This window comes from Myroides albus (genome assembly GCF_009711045.1).
In the GTDB taxonomy this organism is placed as follows: Bacteria; Bacteroidota; Bacteroidia; order Flavobacteriales; family Flavobacteriaceae; genus Flavobacterium; species Flavobacterium album_A.
Genome location: NZ_WMJX01000004.1, coordinates 1 through 19,147, shown reverse-complemented (window position 1 = coordinate 19,147; position 19,147 = coordinate 1). Strand labels below are relative to the sequence as shown.

The following is a 19,147-nucleotide window of genomic DNA, read 5'->3' as shown; positions in this document are numbered from 1 at the left end:
ACACTGTTTTTCTATTTATTTTAACATAATTATTTATTTATATAAAATAATGCCTGATTATTATTTAATAGATATGTAAAACCTATTCATCTTTAAACATATCCTCGAATTTCACATTCTTTTTTCCAGGTAAAACAAGGTTTAAAACAATACCAATGATTGAGGCAAGTGCCATCCCCTCTAATGAGAACGCTTCTCCGATGTGAATTGCTGCGCCTCCAATTCCAATAATCAAAATAACAGAAGAAATAATTAGATTTCGCTTTATCTTAAAATCTACATTGTTTTCAACTAACATACGCAATCCGCTTGATGCAATAATTCCAAATAACAAAATAGATACTCCACCCATTACTGGAGCTGGTATAGTACTTAACAAAGCCGCTACCTTTCCACAGAATCCAAAAATAATTGCAAAACATGCAGCACCTATAAACACATAGATACTAAATGCACGTGTTATAGCAAGCACACCTATATTCTCTCCATAAGTAGTATTTGGTGGTCCTCCTATCAATGAAGCCAACATAGTGGCTACTCCATCCCCTAACATACTCTTATGTAGTCCAGGATCCTTTATTAAATCTTTACCTATCACTTTACTCAATACTAACTGATGTCCAATATGTTCAGCAATCGGCACAATAGCCACTGGCAACATTAACAAAATAACATACCAAGATATAGAAGGAGTATAATCAACAAATGGAAGCATAAACTCTGGTACTTCTATCCAATGAGCCTCTATTACTTTGGTAAAATCGACCACCCCCATAATTGCTGCAAATGAATATCCTCCAATAATACCAACCAAAACAGGTATAACACTTAAGAACCCTCTCGTAAAAATCGCAGTAATAATAGTAATCGCAAGTGTCACTAATCCTATGAGAACATAAGTTAAATCATACTCTCCACTTGGATTGTTCGTCACCATACCTACCGCTGTATTGGCTAATCCCAACCCGATTACCATAATTACCGGGCCTACTACAATAGGTGGCAACAATTTCATCAACCAACCTGTACCTGCTTTTGAAATTAACAATGCCACTAAAGAGTAAACTACCCCCACTAAAAAACTCCCAACCAAAAAACTTCCCACAGGCATACCTGATGCAGGATCTGCCTCTAATAATTTAAGAGCTATAATCGGGTTAATAAAAGCAAAAGAACTCCCCAAATAAGAAGGCACTCTCCCTTTTGTTATAACAATAAAAGCTAATGTACCTATCCCACTTGATATAAGGGCTATTGCGGGATTCATTCCTGTCAAAGTCGGCACCAAAACAGTAGCGCCAAACATGGCAAATAAATGCTGAATACTCAATAGGATCCACTGTCCTAACTTTGGTTTCTGATCAATTGCCAAAACAATCTTCTTATCGTCTAATTCACTCATGTTGTGTTATTGTGTATTTATAACCGCAAAATAACTATAAAATACAGTGTCGTACAAAAAATACTATAATAATATCAGTACTATCACAGTAATAAATAACAATTTTATCAAAAATTTGAAAATAAACTAATACTCTGAGACCTTTCAAAACATTCTATCTACTTACAATTATCGTTTTATTTTGTTCTTGTAGTTCAAGGCAGATAGTTTTAAATAAAGAAGTATTTAAAGACAATAAAAAAATAGCTGTTACAATATATAAACCAAAAGTCCATGTTCTAAAAAGTGGAGCACAAGGTTTGTTAGATATGGCTCTTACATCTCAAACAAAGTTCAAAAAAGGATTAGAACAAATAGATAGCATTTACAAACCTATTATTTATACAGCTATAAATAATGAGATAAAGAAAAAGTACGATTCTATTAATAAGGAATATATTTTTATAAAAATATCAATGCTCTTCCTGTAATACACAAAGCAGAAACAACAGAATTAGACTACGATTATATAAGAAAGAAAGAAATAAATATAATGTAAATCAAATTCAAGAAATTGATTTACACTATGGACTTACGGTCAATTACTATGGTTTTATCGTAGTAGGAAAAGAATTATTTATTAACATTACCTCTACCATAACAGACCTGAATAATAATATTGTCACACAAAAATATCACAAAAAGAATATCAATAAATTCAAGAAAAAATGGAAAGTAGGAGATTATGACTTACTAAAATCATCCATTAATGAATGTCTTTTAGTAGCTAAAAAAGACTTTATAAATCAATTTTAATAAAACAAAAAGAGTACCCAATAGGATACCCTTTCTGATTATAGTAGATATATTAATATCTATTTACCTGCTGCAATTAAGTTTAATGCAGAACCTGCTTTAAACCATTCTATTTGACTTGCATTATATGTGTGATTAGCTTTAATCACGTCTTTAGAACCATCTGCGTGTACAAACTCTAATGATAATTGCTTACCTGGGGCGAACTCAGTTAAGTCTAAGAAGTTGATAATGTCATCCTCTTGAATTTTATCATAATCTGCTTCATTAGCAAACGTTAAAGCTAACATACCTTGTTTCTTTAAGTTTGTTTCATGAATACGTGCAAAAGACTTCACTAAAACCGCTTTAACGCCTAAGTGACGAGGCTCCATAGCTGCGTGCTCACGTGATGATCCCTCACCATAGTTTTGATCTCCTACTACGATTGTCGGAATACCAGCCGCTTTATAAGCTCGCTGCACAGCAGGTACAGCTCCATACTCTCCTGTGAGTTGATTCTTAACTTTATTTGTTTCATGATTAAAAGCATTCTCAGCCCCGATCAACATATTGTCCGAAATATTATCTAAGTGGCCACGGAAACGCAACCAAGGACCTGCCATAGAGATATGATCCGTAGTACATTTACCAAAAGCTTTGATTAGCAATTTAGCTCCAGTAATATTCTTTCCATCCCACGGAGTAAACGGTTCTAACAACTGAAGGCGATTAGATGCTGGGTTTACTTCCACTACGACATTTGAACCGTCAGCAGCTGGTGCTTGATAACCTGGATCTTCTACATCAAATCCCTTAGTTGGCAATTCGTCACCAGTTGGAGGAAGTAATTTTACCTCTTGACCTTCATCGTTTATTAAAGTATCTGTGATAGGATTAAAACTTAAATCTCCAGCAATAGCTAATGCAGCTACCATTTCTGGCGAAGTTACGAAAGCATGCGTATTTGGGTTACCATCTGCACGTTTAGAGAAGTTACGGTTAAACGAATGCACAATCGTGTTTTTCTCTTGCTTATCTGCTCCTTCACGATCCCATTGACCAATACATGGTCCACAAGCATTTGTAAATACTTTAGTCCCCATCTTCTCAAAAGTCTCAATGATACCATCTCTTTCGATCGTATAACGTATTTGTTCAGAACCTGGGTTAATACCAAACTCTGCCTTAGGAGTGATTCCTTGAGCTACTGCTTGTTCTACAATAGAAGCCGCTCTAGACATATCTTCATAAGAAGAGTTTGTACATGAACCTATTAGTCCCCACTCTACTTTTAATGGCCATCCATTAGCTTGAGCCTCCTGTTTCATTTTCGATACAGGGGTTCCTCTATCAGGAGTGAAAGGCCCATTAATATGCGGTTCCAATTCTGATAGGTTAATCTCAATCAATTGATCAAAATACTTTTCTGGATTAGCGTACACATCAGCATCAGCTGTTAAGTGCTCAGCTACCTTATCAGCAGCATCGACTACATCTTGACGACCTGTAGCAGCTAAATATCTTCTCATTGAATCATCGTATCCAAATGTAGAAGTAGTCGCGCCTATCTCAGCTCCCATATTACAGATAGTACCTTTACCAGTACATGACATAGAAGTAGCCCCTTCACCGAAATACTCTACGATAGCTCCAGTTCCACCTTTCACAGTTAGAATGTCAGCTACTTTAAGGATAACGTCTTTAGGTGCTGTCCAACCATTTAACTTTCCAGTTAATTTCACACCTATTAATTTAGGAAACTTCAATTCCCAAGCCATACCAGACATTACATCTACTGCATCAGCTCCACCTACACCGATAGCTAACATACCTAGACCACCAGCATTAACTGTATGTGAATCTGTACCTATCATTAATCCTCCTGGGAAAGCATAGTTCTCTAGCACAATTTGGTGAATAATACCTGCTCCTGGCTTCCAGAAACCAATACCATATTTATTAGATACAGATGACAAGAAATTAAATACTTCTGAAGATTGATTCTGTGCAACTTGCAAATCAGTAGAAGCTCCAACTTTTGCTTGAATCAAGTGATCACAGTGTACTGTAGTTGGTACTGCCACTTTATCTTTTCCAGCATGCATAAACTGTAGTAATGCCATTTGTGCTGTTGCATCTTGACAAGCTACTCTATCTGGCGCAAAATCCACATAGTCTTTTCCTCTTTCAAATACTTGAGAAGGACTCCCTTCCCATAAGTGCGTGTACAAAATCTTTTCTGTTAGTGTCAAAGGACGCCCTACTAACTCTCTCGCTTTCTCCACGTGAGCAGGCATCTTTGCATACACTTTCTTAATCATTTCTATATCAAAAGCCATAGTAAAATACTTTTATTTACAAATTTATATTTACACCCAATTTAATATATTTTAAGGCTTATAAATTCTATATAAATGTTAAAACAATATATTTAAAATGATTCTACTTAAACAAAGTAGATTTGCAAGGAATACCCAAATACAAAGTATAAAGACGACATGATAACAAAAAAATAGATGTGTATTTTGTTTAAATTTGAATAAATCATTGATAGTAAGAGTTACTCTAACTCCACTACTATCTAAATACACAAAACAAAACATTTAGATAAGCCAATACTATGTACAAACATCTTTTTAAAGCAGCCTTAAATTGGATAGCGCCCGACAAGCAAAAAGAGTCAAACAAAAAGGTGTATGCCAAAAGTCACACTATCAAAATAGAGGGAAAAGATATTTTAGCTATTTCAGCAGCCAAAGCCTTTAAAGGAGATCCTAACTTGCTAAATCCAGAAGATTTACTATTGAGTGCCATTACCTCTTGCCACATGATGTCTTATCTGTATGTATGCCAACAACACAATATAGAGGTGCTTACTTACGAAGATAATTCACAAGCTACATTGGTACTAAATGATGATGGCAGTGGACGTATAACTAAAGTAGTTTTAAATCCGATAATACGCATCAAAGATGAATCGCAAAAAGAATTAGCCCTACAACTGCATACCCAAGCCAATAAACTTTGTTTTATTGCTAATTCTTGCAATTTTGAAATAGAGCATCATGCACAATGTTTCAGTTAAAACAAGCATCATATTATAATCAAGTATATCATAAAAAAAGCGAGGTAGTCTGTATGGACTACCTCGCTTGGTATATATAAATACTATTTAAATTACTTAGTAGGAATTGGCTTAAACTTAGTTAAGTTAATTCCTTCTACTGAAGCTTTATATTCTTCGATAGTTGGTATTCTTCCTAAGATAGCAGATAATACTACTACTGGTGTAGAAGCTAATAAAGATTCTCCTTTTTTGCGTTCTGAATCTTCTACTACACGTCCTTGGAATAAACGAGTAGATGTAGCCATTACAGTATCACCTTTAGCTGCTTTCTCTTGGTTCCCCATACATAAGTTACAACCAGGGCGCTCTAAGTACATAATGTTTTCATACTCTGTACGAGCATTGCTTTTTGGCAACAAGTCACTGAACTCAAATCCTGAATATTTTTGTAAGTATTCCCAATCTCCTTCAGCTTTCAACTCGTCGATGATGTTGTAAGTCGGAGCAGCCACTACTAATGGAGCATTAAACTTAACTTCACCACTTTGTTTTTCAATGTTTTTAAGCATTTGAGAAACAATCTTCAAGTCGTCTTTATGTACCATACAAGAACCTACGAAACCTAAGTCAACTTTTTTGTTGTCTCCATAGTAAGAAAGCTCTCTAATTGTATCGTGTGTATAGCGTTTAGAAACATCTTCGTTATTTACATCTGGGTCAGCAATCATTGGCTCCTCGATAATATCTAAGTCAATCACTACCTCAGCATAATACTTAGCATTAGCATCTGGAGTTAAAGCTGGTTTTTCACCTGATCTAATCTCTTCGATACGCTTATTAGCCTTGTCAATCAAGCCTTGAAGCACTTGATTTTTATTATCCATACCTTTCTCAATCATGATTTGGATACGGCTTTTTGCTATTTCTAATGATTCAATTAAAGTATCGTCTTGAGAAATACAGATAGATGCTTTAGCTTTCATCTCTGCAGTCCAGTCTGTAAATGTAAAGGCTTGGTCAGCAAGAAGAGTTCCGATATGTACTTCGATAATTCTTCCTTGGAATACGTTCTCTCCTGCGAATTGTTTCAACATTTGAGATTGTGTAGCATGCACCACGTCACGGAAATCCATATGTGGTTTCATAGTTCCTTTGAAAGTAACTTTAACTGACTCTGGAATTGGCATTGAAGCCTCACCTGTAGCTAGAGCTAAAGCAACTGTTCCTGAATCCGCACCGAAAGCAACTCCCTTAGACATTCTCGTATGTGAGTCACCACCGATAATAATAGCCCAATCGTCAATTGTAATATCATTCAATACTTTGTGAATAACGTCAGTCATAGAATGGTATTCACCTTTAGGGTCACGTGCTGTAATTAAACCGAAGTCGTTCATAAACTTCATCAATTTAGGGATATTAGCCTGCGCTTTTTTGTCCCATACAGAAGCAGTGTGACATCCAGATTGGTAAGCTCCATCTACAATAGGAGAAATAACTGTAGCAGCCATTGCCTCTAACTCTTGAGCAGTCATAAGACCAGTTGTATCTTGAGACCCAACGATATTAACTTCTACACGTACATCAGATCCAGCGTGTAATACTTTTCCTGGAGCTACTCCTACTGCATTTCTATTGAAGATTTTCTCTACAGCTGTAAGTCCTTGTCCTTCCACAGAAACTTCTTTTGAAGGAGCAAATACTGTTGGAGCTGTTATACCCAATACTTTTGCAGCGAAAGTTTGAATTTTTTTACCAAACACGATAGCATAAGAACCACCTGCTTTGATAAACTCCATTTTTTGTGGAGTTAAGGCTTTAGAAATATCGATAAGCTCTTTTTCTCCGTTATAAAGTTTTTTTGTCTTTGTATTAATTGTCAATACAGTTCCTGTTGCTACAGAGTAAACTTCCTCTAAGATAGGCTCTCCTTTTTCGTTAAGGACAACTTTTCCATTTGCGTCTGTTTTCTTTACCCAGTTCTTAAGGTCAATTCCGATACCTCCTGTTACATCCACAGTCGTTAAGAAAATAGGAGAAATTCCATTTGTACCTGCTACAATTGGAGCAATATTAACGAAAGGTACATAAGGACTTGCTTGTTTACCTGTCCATAATGCTACGTTATTCACACCTGACATTCTAGAAGACCCCACTCCCATTGTTCCTTTTTCCGCGATTAACATCACGCTTTTACCAGGATGAGCTGCTTGTAGCGCTTTAATCTCTTGTTGAGCCTGAGGAGTGATCATACACTGTCCATGAAGTTCACGGTCAGAACGAGAGTGAGCTTGGTTACCTGGAGATAATAAGTCTGTAGAGATATCCCCTTCACCAGCGATGAAAGTCACTACATCTATTTTCTCAGCCACTTCAGGAAGTTCAGTAAAGAACTCTGCTTTAGCATAGCTCTCTAAGATATCCTTAGCAATAGCATTACCAGCTAAGAAAGCCTCTTTTAGACGTAATGTATCTGCATCGTATAAGAACACTTGTGTCTTAAGTACTTTAGCAGCTTCTAAAGCGATAGCTTCATCATTACCTAATGCTAAATCTAAAAGAACCTCGATAGAAGGACCTCCCTTCATATGAGATAATAATTCGAAAGCAAAAGCTGGAGTAATTTCTTTTACTACAACCTCACCTAAGATAATTTCTTTTAAAAACTTTGCTTTAACACCAGCAGCACTTGTAGTGCCAGGTAAAACATTATAAATAAAAAGCTTAAGAGAATCCTCATGGTATTCGTTCTCAGCATCTTTTACTTGTGCTATAACTTCACTTAATAGTTCAGCACCGTCAATTGGCTTAGGGTTAAGTCCTTGATTTTTTCTTTCTTCAATCTCGTTGATGTAATCCTTATAAAGGCTCATAATTAATCTCTATTAAATTTAAGGCTGACTGATTAAATACAACTTGTTAATCAACCCGTAAAACATTATTCCTAATTAGTTATCATACAAGACAATTTCATTTCTCAAACAAAAGGTAAACGGACTACTTTTAAAACTTAGCATAACTGTGATTTCTCTACTTAAATAACATTGTATTAAATAAAATAAGTTTCGATTAAGAAACTCATATCACTCTTGCTTTAAGTGATTCAAGACCAATTAACTTTTAATCTAAAAAAGAGTTGTACTGGTATTTATTTTTGTCATCACAAATTTAATCAAACTTCTTTATTTTCAAAAATTTTTAATCAAACCCTCAAAACCAAAAATTATTATTTATAAAGATTCTATTTTGATGAATAAAACTCAGTACTTTTAATAATTAAAACCATTTTATTTGATATTAATTCTTTTTTAATGGTTAAAATAGGATTTTGTAAAATTTACCCTTTATTTTATAAAAAAACGACATTTCAGCCTATTGCTAAAATGTCGTTTTCTTTATCTCAGATTATTAAATTCTTATTTTTTGACCCAATTATTACGGAATTTACAATCGCGAAATTCACCTTGGATATTGATATAAGCATCATTTAGCTTCTTAGATATCCATTTTTGAAGTTCTTCTCCTTGTTTTTTATTCAATGCAAGGTTTCTAATCTTCGTATAATCTTCCGCAAAATCCATTTTATGTGATGGATACTTTTTATTTATCGTAACAATGCGGTAAGTTTTTTCTTGTTTGTGAAAATCGTACTTAATCGCTGGTTGAGATACTTCTCCTTCTCCAAGATTAGCAACTAACTGATACAATTCTCTATCATCCATATTATTTAACTCGAAACGCGGATCCATTGTCATCTGATCTCTCATAATACCGCCGTTTTGCTTGGTATCTTTATTATCTGAAGACGCTGCTGCTGCATCGGCAAAACTAATTTCTTTATTGACAATTTTCTCGCGAATCCCCTCGATTTTTTTCTTTGCTTCTTCTAAAGCCTCATCTGTAGGTTTTGGTACCAAGAGAATATGTCTCAAATCTAAATTCTGACCTCTAATTTTCTCTAAATAAATGATATGATATCCGAACTCAGTTTCAAATGGTTGTGAAATTTCACCTTCTGCTAAACTAAAAGCAACTTCTTTAAACTCTTTTACAAATGGCGACTTCTTTGTTATAGAATAAAATCCTCCATTTGTTGCGGACCCCTTATCGTCTGTAAATAATACAGCCTTACTAAAAAAGCTCGCCCCGTTCTCTAAAACATCTCTACGCATTTCATTTAAACGGTCAATTACTTTTTGTTTTTGCTCTTTTGAAACCTCTGGTCTGACAACAATTTCTGCAATCTCCACTTCATCTCCAATCATTGGCAATTCATCCTCAGGAATAGATTTGTAGAACTGACGCACTTCTTCTGGAGTGATAGTTACTTTCTCTACAATGTGCTTTTGCATATTCTGAGTTAATTTATTCTGCTTTACAATCTCAAAAAAGTACTCGCGAAATTCTTCTTCATTCTTTTTGTTGTAAAACTTCAAGATGCGATCCATCGATCCTACTTGCTCTACCATCCCATTAATCTGTTCAGACATAAAAGTAGTTACCTCTGCATCTGGAACATCTAAACTATCTTGCAACGCTTGGTGAGCATATAACTTATCCTCTAATAATTTTTCAAATAATTCACAGCGAGATAAACTTCCCACAGGGATATTCTGTGCTTTTAACTCCAATAATGTTTTGTCAATTTCAGAATCTAAAATCACATATTTACCAACTACTCCTACTACTCCATCAATCTTTCTCTTTTGAGTATTGGCTGATTGACCTTGGGAAATACCAACAAAAGACAATGACATAGCTAAAGCCAATAATGTCTTCTTATTAAAAAATCTCATACCTCTTATTATTTTTTGCATCTTTTATAATATCTTCTTGTATCTGTTTCATTAATTCTACTTTGCGGTCATTAATAATTAATGATCTCAATGATTTTTTTATAAACTCGAAAGGAATGATTCCCCCTTTGGGGATTACAGACTTCACACGTACAAAATATGTACTTGATTCAGCGCTATATTCAAAACTGTAATTCGAACGTAAAAAATCCCTCCTATTTTCTAATGTAATAAACGGCAATCTTTCGTAAATATTACCTACTTCAATCCACACATCGTCATTTAGAAAATAAGACTTCATCTGCAAAGATAAATTTTCTAATGAATTAATCTCACTTGACTTTGTAGAATTAAACTTTCTCTTAATAGTTGCAAAGTTTGTATTGTCATTTAATACATTCACGTAGGCCAACTGAACCAACATATCATCTACTAAAAAATTACTCTTATACGATTCGTAATACTCCTTTAACTGATTATCTGATATAATGGTGTCTATCTTATTCTGCACTAATAGCTCCAAATAAGCCTTTATAGATAAATCAGATTTAAAGTTCTCTACCAACTGATCGATTTCCACGACTTTATCTTCTGGTAAATTTAACTGTGCTGCTTCGATTAACAGTTGCTTTGTAGCCCATTTATCAATAAAACGATGTACAAAAGCAAGACTATCTTTGCCAGTTACCTTTACGGGAACAATATCTTCTAATTTATCTTTTGCCAAATAAGTATTGTTTACTCGAGCAGCCATATTATTCTTTGTTTCTGCATCCTTGCCATCACATGAATAAGCAACTAATGCTGAAAGAGATAAAAAGCACAACTGCAGGCATTTCTTTTTAAATTTAGTCATTTCCAAATACAATAGTTTTATTGTTTTAAAATTCAATCTTACAAAAATAACGAAATACTTTACTTATATATACTTTAGAGGCTTGAGTATTTAAAAATAAACCAAATTCTCTTTCTAAACCTTTTTTTCACTTTCACCACTACGCGAAATAGTGCAACGTAAGAAACGCAATTAACTTGAAAAACTAAATTATACAATACAAATTTAATCAGGTGGATAAAAGAAGAACTTCATTCTCTAACGCTCTGCTGACCCTATGTGAAAAAATTTGGTAAACGCAATACAAGATTAATTAACAGCTATCAAACCTAATCAACCAGAATCAAGAAGAATATTGCTGAGTTGTTGACCAAAAACCCAAAAAACAACATAAAGTATCTAATTAGAATTTCTTTTTGTCCCTTGAACCAATGACTACACCAAGTCGCAGCTTTTTTATTGAGTATATTTCTACTTAGGAGATTATTTAAAAACACAAACTTGTTTGTTATTGGGGTATCAGTCAATTGACATACTGACTTGTACTTGATCATTGCCCCTCTTTAAAGCTACAATATAGGTTTATTAAGAATATAAAATGAGGGAGCCTTTCTTGGGGTTTCTTGCGCTTTTCTTCGGGTATTCTTGCACTTTTACTGGGAACAAGGGGTGTTTTCCCAAGCAAACTGCAAGCATCCCCCTAGAAAACCCCAAGAAAGCACCATCTGTATTACAATGGATTTGCTTTTAACGGGAAACAATCACTGATCAACTTATTAAAAGACACTCCAATATTCCTTTGTCTTATCTCTGCTTTTAGCCCTGTGGAATAAAAACTATCAAATTATTTAAAATATAACTACTTTTGTAGCCTAAAAATTTTTAATAATGAGTTTTTTAAAAGAGATTGAACGCAGAAGAACCTTTGGTGTTATTGCTCACCCAGATGCTGGTAAGACTACTTTAACAGAAAAATTACTATTATTTGGTGGAGCAATCCAAGAAGCTGGTGCTGTAAAAAACAATAAAATAAAAAAAGGAGCTACTTCTGACTTTATGGAGATTGAACGTCAAAGAGGTATTTCTGTTGCAACATCTGTTCTTGCATTTAATTATAAAGATAAAAAAATCAACATTCTTGATACTCCTGGTCACAAGGATTTCGCTGAAGATACATTCCGTACACTAACGGCAGTGGACAGTGTGATTGTCGTAATTGACGTGGCAAAAGGGGTTGAGGAACAAACTGAAAAATTAGTGGAAGTTTGTCGCATGAGAAACATTCCTATGATTGTTTTCATCAACAAACTTGACCGTGAAGGTCGCGATGCTTTTGACTTAATGGATGAAGTAGAGCAAAAGCTTCAATTGAAAGTTACACCTTTAAGTTACCCAATCGGTATGGGGTATGACTTTAAAGGAATATACAATATTTGGGAGAAGAATATCAACTTATTCAGTGATGACAGCCGCAAAAACATAGAAGATGTCATTAAGGTTTCAGACTTAGCTTCTGGAGAACTTGACAAATTAGTAGGGCAAACTGCAGCAGGAAAACTGAGAGAAGAACTTGAAATCATTGAAGGTATTTATCCGGAATTCGACAGAGAACAATATGTAAAAGGAGAACTACAACCTGTATTCTTTGGTTCTGCATTAAACAATTTTGGTGTACGCGAACTATTAGACTGTTTTATTCAAATCGCTCCTTCTCCAAGAGCCAAAGAATCTGACACAAGACTAGTAGATCCTAAAGAGGATGCTTTCTCTGGTTTTGTATTTAAGATTCACGCTAATATGGACCCTAAACACAGAGACCGTTTAGCTTTTATTAAAATCGTATCTGGTACTTTTGAAAGAAACACTCCTTATCTACATGTAAGACAAGGTAAAAAGATGAAGTTTGCCAGTCCGAATGCTTTCTTTGCAGAGAAAAAAGAAATTGTAGATATCTCTTATGCTGGTGATATTGTAGGACTTCACGATACTGGTAACTTCAAGATCGGAGACACATTAACTGAAGGAGAAATCATGCAATTTAAAGGTATTCCAAGTTTCTCTCCTGAACACTTTAGATACATTAACAATGCTGACCCGATGAAATCTAAGCAATTAGAAAAAGGGATTGATCAGTTAATGGACGAAGGAGTAGCACAGTTATTCACCCTTGAAATGAATGGTCGTAAGGTAATTGGTACTGTTGGAGCACTTCAGTACGAAGTAATACAATACCGTTTAGAGCATGAATATGGAGCTAAATGTACGTATGAAAACTTCCCTGCTTATAAAGCATGTTGGGTACAGCCAGATGATCCTAAAAATGATGAGTTTAAAGAATTTAAACGTGTAAAACAAAAGTTCCTTGCCTTTGACAAATCTGGACAATTGGTGTTTTTAGCTAATAGTGAATTCTCTATTCAAATGACACAAAGCAAATACCCTTCAGTAAAACTGAGATTTACATCTGAAGATATTATATAATAAAAAACCTCTCAATAAATTGAGAGGTTTTTTTATATTGTAAACAAACGAGATTAGAATCTCTTCATTTGTTCTTTCATCATTTTTACTTGTTCTTTTAGCATTCCTTGTTTGTCAAGTTTTTGCGCTTCACTTAAAAGCTTAGTCGCCTCAATTTTTCTGCGCTTAGTCATAGCAATTCCAGCTAATTGTAACTTAGCCATGGCCAAATCTTGATCCATATTCAATCCCAATTCGATTGCTTTCTTCATGTATTTTTCAGAAGCGTTCAAGTTAGTTTGAGATGTCATAATTCCCATTAGGTAATTATAGTATCCATTCTGCTTGCGCACTAAAGCTGTTTCAGGGTTTTTAATCTTATCCAACCATTTTTGAGCACCTTCAAAATCTTGTTTTCTCAGCTTTAAAAAAGCCAAAAGAATATACTCGTTTTTGAAGTACAATAGGATTACTAACCCCATTAAAAACAATAGAAAAATCCCATTCCCTATATTCCCTTCTACGAATTGCCAAATTGCTGTTGCAAAAAGTGCAGCTGCAATACCTAATTTAATATACCTGTGAAACATTTATATATTTTGTGTTTATAATCAAAGAACGCAAATTTACAAAATTCCCCCTACTTAAAAAACAAATCACTTTTATTTCTAAGCTCAACTTGTTATTTAAATCTTTATGTTCCTTATAACTTCAATCAAACATAACATAGATACACTTGAATTAACTCTACAATGAATCTATTATAACTTAACATTGACAACATAAAAACAATCAGAAACCTGTATTAACTTTAAATGTAAGTCACTCAAAGATTAAAAGATTATAATCCTCTCCCAGCTAAACGCACCTTTGATCCTATCCTTTGATACAATAGCTATATAGTTACTTAATGATAGCTTGCCAATCCATCTGTTCAAAAATAAAAAGTGCTAATTGCAAAATGATACAAGCTTACTTTAGTCCAATGATATACTGAGCATCTATCTCACGAAAATCCCTTACGATATAATCAGCTCCCGTATAATCTTGTTGTTTCGAATTTTCACTTTTATATCCGATAACGCGAATACCAGCAGCATTTGCTGCTTTTATACCATTTGTACTATCCTCTATAATAAGACAATCTTGCTTATCACTGTTTTTGGCTAATGAAGCTGCAGTCAAAAAAATAGTGGGATCTGGCTTTGATTTAGGAAAGTCTTCTCCACTAACTATATGGGTAAAAAAAGGATATAATCCAAAACGAGTAAAGACTCTATCAATGGTACTTTTAGATGCTGAAGAACCTACAATTAACTCAACTCCTGCTTGATATAGACCTTCAATCAAAGGGCGAACTCCAGCAATCAAATCTAAATCTGCTTTCGTGTCGAAAGAATCATTAAACAAATTTCGCTTGCGCAAGACTAAATCCTTAACCTCACCTTGAACACCATACAATTCTTTAATGCGCTCATAGGTATTTTTAGTAGAATGTCCCGTAAAAGAGTTGTAAACATGTTCACTCACTTCTATCCCCAATTCATCAAAATGTCTGTGATAAGCGTATCTGTGTACAGGTTCTGTATCCACAATAACACCATCCATATCAAAAATCACTGTCTTTACCATGTTTTTTTTAGCAAAAATAAGAATACTATTAGTATAATCTCAGAGAGTTTACCTAATTTTACTTTTAGCGCAATCTTAAATTAGAATCACCTTGGATCTTGACGAACAAACTTTAATAGAGCGGTTAAAAAATCCTTCTACAAAAAACGAAGCTTTTCGCGAGGTGGTTCATTTGTACAAGGAAAGATTGTATCATCAGATACGCTCACTTGTATTCAACCATGATGACACTGATGATATACTTCAAGAGACTTTCATCAAAATTTTCAATAATATAGATTCCTTCAAACAAGATAGCAAGTTATTCTCTTGGTTGTACAGAATAGCTACAAATCAGGCATTAGACTTTCTCAAGTCTAAAAGTAGAATGCAACGCGTCTCTACTGAAGAACTCAATGACCTCATCATAGACCAGTTATACGCAGATGAATTATTCAATAGAGATGAAGCTGAGATTCTCTTGCAAAAAGCTATTAACACACTGCCTGAAAAACAACAATTAGTATTTAAAATGAGGTATTATCAAGAGATTGACTATGACTCTCTATCTGAAATATTACAGACAAGTGTCGGTGCACTAAAGGCGTCATACCACATCGCATCGAAGAAAATAGAAGAATATTTAAAAGACAATTAAACCCAAGACGCTTTTTTTCGTCTAATATGGAAAGGTTAAAAACATGGAAAGAAAAACTTCTTTTAATAATAAAAAGCTTTTTAAAACGCCAGATAACTACTTCGAATCTTTTGAAGGTAGATTGATGCAAAATATTGAACAAAAAAACAATAGCGTTTCTAAACCCCAAAAGAGAATCAAACGCTATTATTACAGTTCAATAGCAGCCACTATTGCTTTAGTCATAGGTTTGACATTTTTCTATACTTCTGAAAAACAAGAAACACTCAAAGACGAAGCAATAAGCAACTACATTGAATACAACACAACACTCACCCTATCAAGTGACTTCATCAATTCATTTGATGAACAAGACATCCAAGAATTAGAGCAATCCATTGAACTCAATCAAAAAGAGATTAATGATTACGTCTTGACAAACATTGATATTGAGTATTATTTAAATGATTAATTTATGAAAAAACACATAACCCTATTCTTTCTATTTATCTGCATGCTTTCAATCAAAGCACAAGATCACGGAGAACAAATTCGCTCATTAAAAATAGCTCACCTAACTTCAGTTTTAAATTTAAGCACAACTGAAGCTGAAAAATTTTGGCCTTTGTACAATACTTATGACCATAAAATGTCAGAATTGAGACACAATGAAATAGTCAAATTCTTAAAACACAATGAAATTTCAGAGATTGAAACCATGAGTGAGAAAGAAGCTTCAAAAAAGATACAGGAACTCATTGATTTTGAAGAGGCTTACTTTAGTACGCGAAAAGACTTCTTAACGGAAGCAAAAAAAATATTGTCAAATAAAAAAATCTTATTACTTAAAAAAGCCGAAGATGATTTCAACCGAAAATTACTTCGTAAATACAAGGAAAAGAAATAATATTTAATAACGATAAAATAACATTAGTCATGTTCTAATAGCTCACAAAAGATGTATATTTGTGGGCTATTTTATTTATATATTAATGAGACTACATAGAAACCTTGTATTTACAGTTATTGACTCACTACTTGCAATCTTCAACGAAGGAGAATATGCTGATAAAGTGGTAGCAAGAGCTTTAAAAAAAGACAAACGCTGGGGAAGTGCTGACAGAAAATTCGTTGCAGAAACAATTTACGAAATAGTACGTTGGAAAAGACTATATGCCGAAATAGCTGAAGTAAAAGAGCCATTTAACAGAGATGATATGTGGCGCGTATTTGCTGTATGGGCTGTTCTGAGAGGTTATAATTTACCAGATTGGAAATACTTTGAAAATACTCCGGTTCGAAGAATCAAAGGAAGATTTGACGAGTTAACAAAAACGAGAAAATACAGAGAATCTATCCCTGATTGGATGGATGAATTAGGTATAAAAGAACTGGGTGAAGAATTGTGGACAAAAGAAATTGCGGCACAAAACAAACAAGCTAGTGTGATTCTACGTGTAAATACCCTAAAAACTACACGTGACAAACTTTATGGTATCTTAATGGATTTAGACATTGAGACAATCAAAACTACTGAATATCCAGATGCCTTAATTTTAAAAGAACGCGCAAATGTTTTCTTAACAGATGCCTTTAAAGAAGGACTTTTTGAAGTTCAAGATGCTTCTTCCCAACTTGTTGCTCCTTTATTAGATGTACAACCTGGAATGAGAGTGGTAGACACTTGTGCAGGTGCAGGTGGAAAAACACTACACATTGCTTCGTTAATGGAAAACAAAGGGCAAATTATTGCTATGGATATCTATGAAAGCAAGCAAAAACAACTTAAAATAAGAGCCAAAAGAAACGGTGCTTTCAATATAGAATACCGCATCATTGAAGGAACTAAAACAATTAAAAAACTACACGACAAAGCTGATCGTGTACTAATTGACGCTCCTTGTAGTGGACTTGGTGTGCTAAAGAGAAACCCAGATAGCAAATGGAAGCTTAAACCAGAGTTTATAGAAGAAATCAAACAAGTTCAACGACAAGTTCTTCAAGATTATTCTAAAATATTAAAACCTGGAGGAAAATTAGTTTACGCTACTTGCTCAATTTTACCTTCAGAAAACGAAAAACAAATAGAACACTTTTTAAATAGCGAGGCTGGTAAAGACTTTACTTTCGTTGAAGACCACAAGATTCTTGCCCACGAATCGGGATTTGACGGTTTTTACATGGCTTTATTAGAAAGAAAGAAACAATAAACTACCTACTAAAACAAACAACATAACTAAAATTTAAACTCACTTATAAAATTTAATTGAAAAACACCCTTAGAAATGAAAAAAGCTTCATTTANGATGCTAAACCTACAACTCCTGTGGATCCGGTAGATCCAGTGGATCCCGTTGATCCGACAGAGCCTGGTGATATAAAAGTTCCTGCTCAACTACAAAGCTATTATAGTACAATAGACTTTAAAACAACTAAAGGAATGGCTTTAAAACAAGCTTTAACTACTTTGGTTAAATCTACCCACAAGAAGACATTAAGCTACGATGGTGTTTGGGGAGCTATCAAAAACACTGATTTAACACCTGATGGAAGGACTGTATACTTATTATACGGTCACAAAGGCACAAATTCTGGTAAACAAGCCTATACAAGAGGTGTAAATGCTAATGGAGGAAATGCCAATCAGTGGAATAGAGAACACACCTATGCTAAATCATTGGGTACACCTAACTTAGGTACTTCTGGACCAGGTGCTGATGCTCACCACTTAAGAGCATCAGATACAGGATGGAATTCAACTCGTGGAAATTTAAAATTTGCTAACGGAAGTGGACTTTCTGGAAAAGTATCAGGAGGATGGTATCCTGGTGATGAATGGAGAGGTGATGTAGCTCGTATGATGATGTATATGTACTTACGTTATGAATCTAGATGTTTACCAACTGGAGTAGCAATTGGTTCTAAAAACAAAGTTGACAGTAAAATGGTTGACCTATTATTAGAATGGAACGCTATTGATCCAGTTTCGGAAATAGAAACACAAAGAAATGAGTACCTTGGAAATGCAAGTAATCAATATGGACAAGGAAATAGAAATCCTTTTATTGATAATCCATACTTAGCTACTTTAATTTGGGGAGGACCAACAGCTAATAACCTTTGGAAATAAAATAAACAATAGCAAGCTTTAATTAAAGCTTGCTATTGTTGTTTATATAATATCCTATTGTAAACACTACTTATATATCAATAGGACAAAACACTTCACTGATTTAATTGAAAAACACCCTTTGAAATGAAAAAAGCTTCATTTTTTTTAGCTTTAGGGATGGCTATGGCCATTTTTTCTTGTAGCAAAGACCCTATTGTAACGGACCCAACTCGTCCTGATACTGAAGAACCTTCAAAACCAACTGACCCTACAGGGCCTACAGAACCTTCAAAACCGCAACCAGATGGAGATGCAGGTATTGACATTAACAAACCGGAAACTGTTGCTGACTTTAACAATCCTACAGAGTTTTTAAAGTCTTTGAACAAATTCAAATTAGCCACTTACGCTAAAGTTGTTACTGGTCAAGGAAAAGATGGCGGAAATGCC

The 19,147-nt window shown here is 34.3% G+C and carries 14 protein-coding genes and 1 pseudogene; 8 read left to right on the top strand and 7 right to left on the bottom strand.

Features of this window, described 5'->3' with window-relative positions; genetic code table 11:
* Window positions 1-82: 82 nt before the first annotated feature.
* Both uraA and GJV76_RS03120 read right to left on the bottom strand, forming a co-directional pair.
* Window positions 83-1,402: a uracil permease gene (uraA, locus tag GJV76_RS03125; protein WP_155091187.1), complete on the bottom strand. Its 1,320-nt coding sequence runs from the start codon at window positions 1,400-1,402 to the stop codon at window positions 83-85.
* Window positions 1,403-2,256: 854 nt separating this feature from the next.
* Window positions 2,257-4,518, bottom strand: coding sequence for an aconitate hydratase (locus GJV76_RS03120; protein WP_155091186.1), 2,262 nt, complete (start codon window positions 4,516-4,518; stop codon window positions 2,257-2,259).
* A 281-nt stretch (window positions 4,519-4,799) separates the two neighbouring features.
* Between GJV76_RS03120 and GJV76_RS03115 the strand changes: the two genes are divergently transcribed.
* Complete coding sequence (locus GJV76_RS03115) at window positions 4,800-5,264, top strand: OsmC family protein (protein WP_155091185.1); 465 nt, start codon at window positions 4,800-4,802, stop codon at window positions 5,262-5,264.
* A gap of 92 nt (window positions 5,265-5,356) precedes the next feature.
* Here the strand turns inward: GJV76_RS03115 and GJV76_RS03110 are convergent, their stop codons facing one another.
* The 3 genes from GJV76_RS03110 to GJV76_RS03100 form a co-directional block, all read right to left on the bottom strand.
* Window positions 5,357-8,119 (bottom strand): bifunctional aconitate hydratase 2/2-methylisocitrate dehydratase, encoded by a 2,763-nt coding sequence (locus tag GJV76_RS03110; RefSeq protein ID WP_155091184.1) that lies wholly within the window; start codon window positions 8,117-8,119, stop codon window positions 5,357-5,359.
* A gap of 543 nt (window positions 8,120-8,662) precedes the next feature.
* Complete coding sequence (locus GJV76_RS03105) at window positions 8,663-10,042, bottom strand: peptidylprolyl isomerase (RefSeq protein WP_155091183.1); 1,380 nt, start codon at window positions 10,040-10,042, stop codon at window positions 8,663-8,665.
* Window positions 10,029-10,898: a hypothetical protein gene (locus tag GJV76_RS03100; protein ID WP_155091182.1), complete on the bottom strand. Its 870-nt coding sequence runs from the start codon at window positions 10,896-10,898 to the stop codon at window positions 10,029-10,031. The genes GJV76_RS03105 and GJV76_RS03100 overlap by 14 nt, the downstream gene beginning before the upstream one ends.
* An 867-nt stretch (window positions 10,899-11,765) precedes the next feature.
* On the opposite strand from GJV76_RS03100, the gene GJV76_RS03095 reads away from it, so the two are divergent.
* Entirely contained in the window at window positions 11,766-13,358 is a 1,593-nt protein-coding gene (locus GJV76_RS03095; protein WP_155091181.1) for a peptide chain release factor 3, read from the top strand.
* Window positions 13,359-13,411: 53 nt separating this feature from the next.
* Here the strand turns inward: GJV76_RS03095 and GJV76_RS03090 are convergent, their stop codons facing one another.
* Window positions 13,412-13,927: a DUF2892 domain-containing protein gene (locus GJV76_RS03090; protein WP_155091180.1), complete on the bottom strand. Its 516-nt coding sequence runs from the start codon at window positions 13,925-13,927 to the stop codon at window positions 13,412-13,414.
* 382 nt (window positions 13,928-14,309) lie between these two features.
* Window positions 14,310-14,969, bottom strand: coding sequence for an HAD family hydrolase (locus tag GJV76_RS03085; protein ID WP_155091179.1), 660 nt, complete (start codon window positions 14,967-14,969; stop codon window positions 14,310-14,312).
* A gap of 91 nt (window positions 14,970-15,060) precedes the next feature.
* On the opposite strand from GJV76_RS03085, the gene GJV76_RS03080 reads away from it, so the two are divergent.
* From GJV76_RS03080 to GJV76_RS03055, 6 genes and pseudogenes are all read left to right on the top strand, one after another.
* Window positions 15,061-15,606 (top strand): RNA polymerase sigma factor, encoded by a 546-nt coding sequence (locus GJV76_RS03080; protein ID WP_155091178.1) that lies wholly within the window; start codon window positions 15,061-15,063, stop codon window positions 15,604-15,606.
* Between the two features lie 43 nt (window positions 15,607-15,649).
* Window positions 15,650-16,057: a hypothetical protein gene (locus GJV76_RS03075; RefSeq protein ID WP_155091177.1), complete on the top strand. Its 408-nt coding sequence runs from the start codon at window positions 15,650-15,652 to the stop codon at window positions 16,055-16,057.
* 3 nt (window positions 16,058-16,060) lie between these two features.
* Window positions 16,061-16,492, top strand: coding sequence for a hypothetical protein (locus GJV76_RS03070; RefSeq protein ID WP_155091176.1), 432 nt, complete (start codon window positions 16,061-16,063; stop codon window positions 16,490-16,492).
* Between the two features lie 85 nt (window positions 16,493-16,577).
* The gene (locus GJV76_RS03065; RefSeq protein ID WP_155091175.1) at window positions 16,578-17,795 is read left to right on the top strand and encodes an RsmB/NOP family class I SAM-dependent RNA methyltransferase; all 1,218 of its coding nucleotides are present in this window, start codon (window positions 16,578-16,580) and stop codon (window positions 17,793-17,795) included.
* 116 nt (window positions 17,796-17,911) lie between these two features.
* Window positions 17,912-18,715, top strand: coding sequence for an endonuclease I family protein (locus GJV76_RS03060; protein ID WP_317162592.1), 804 nt, complete (start codon window positions 17,912-17,914; stop codon window positions 18,713-18,715).
* Between the two features lie 126 nt (window positions 18,716-18,841).
* Window positions 18,842-19,147 (top strand): annotated as a pseudogene (locus GJV76_RS03055) (hypothetical protein); the annotation flags it as partial.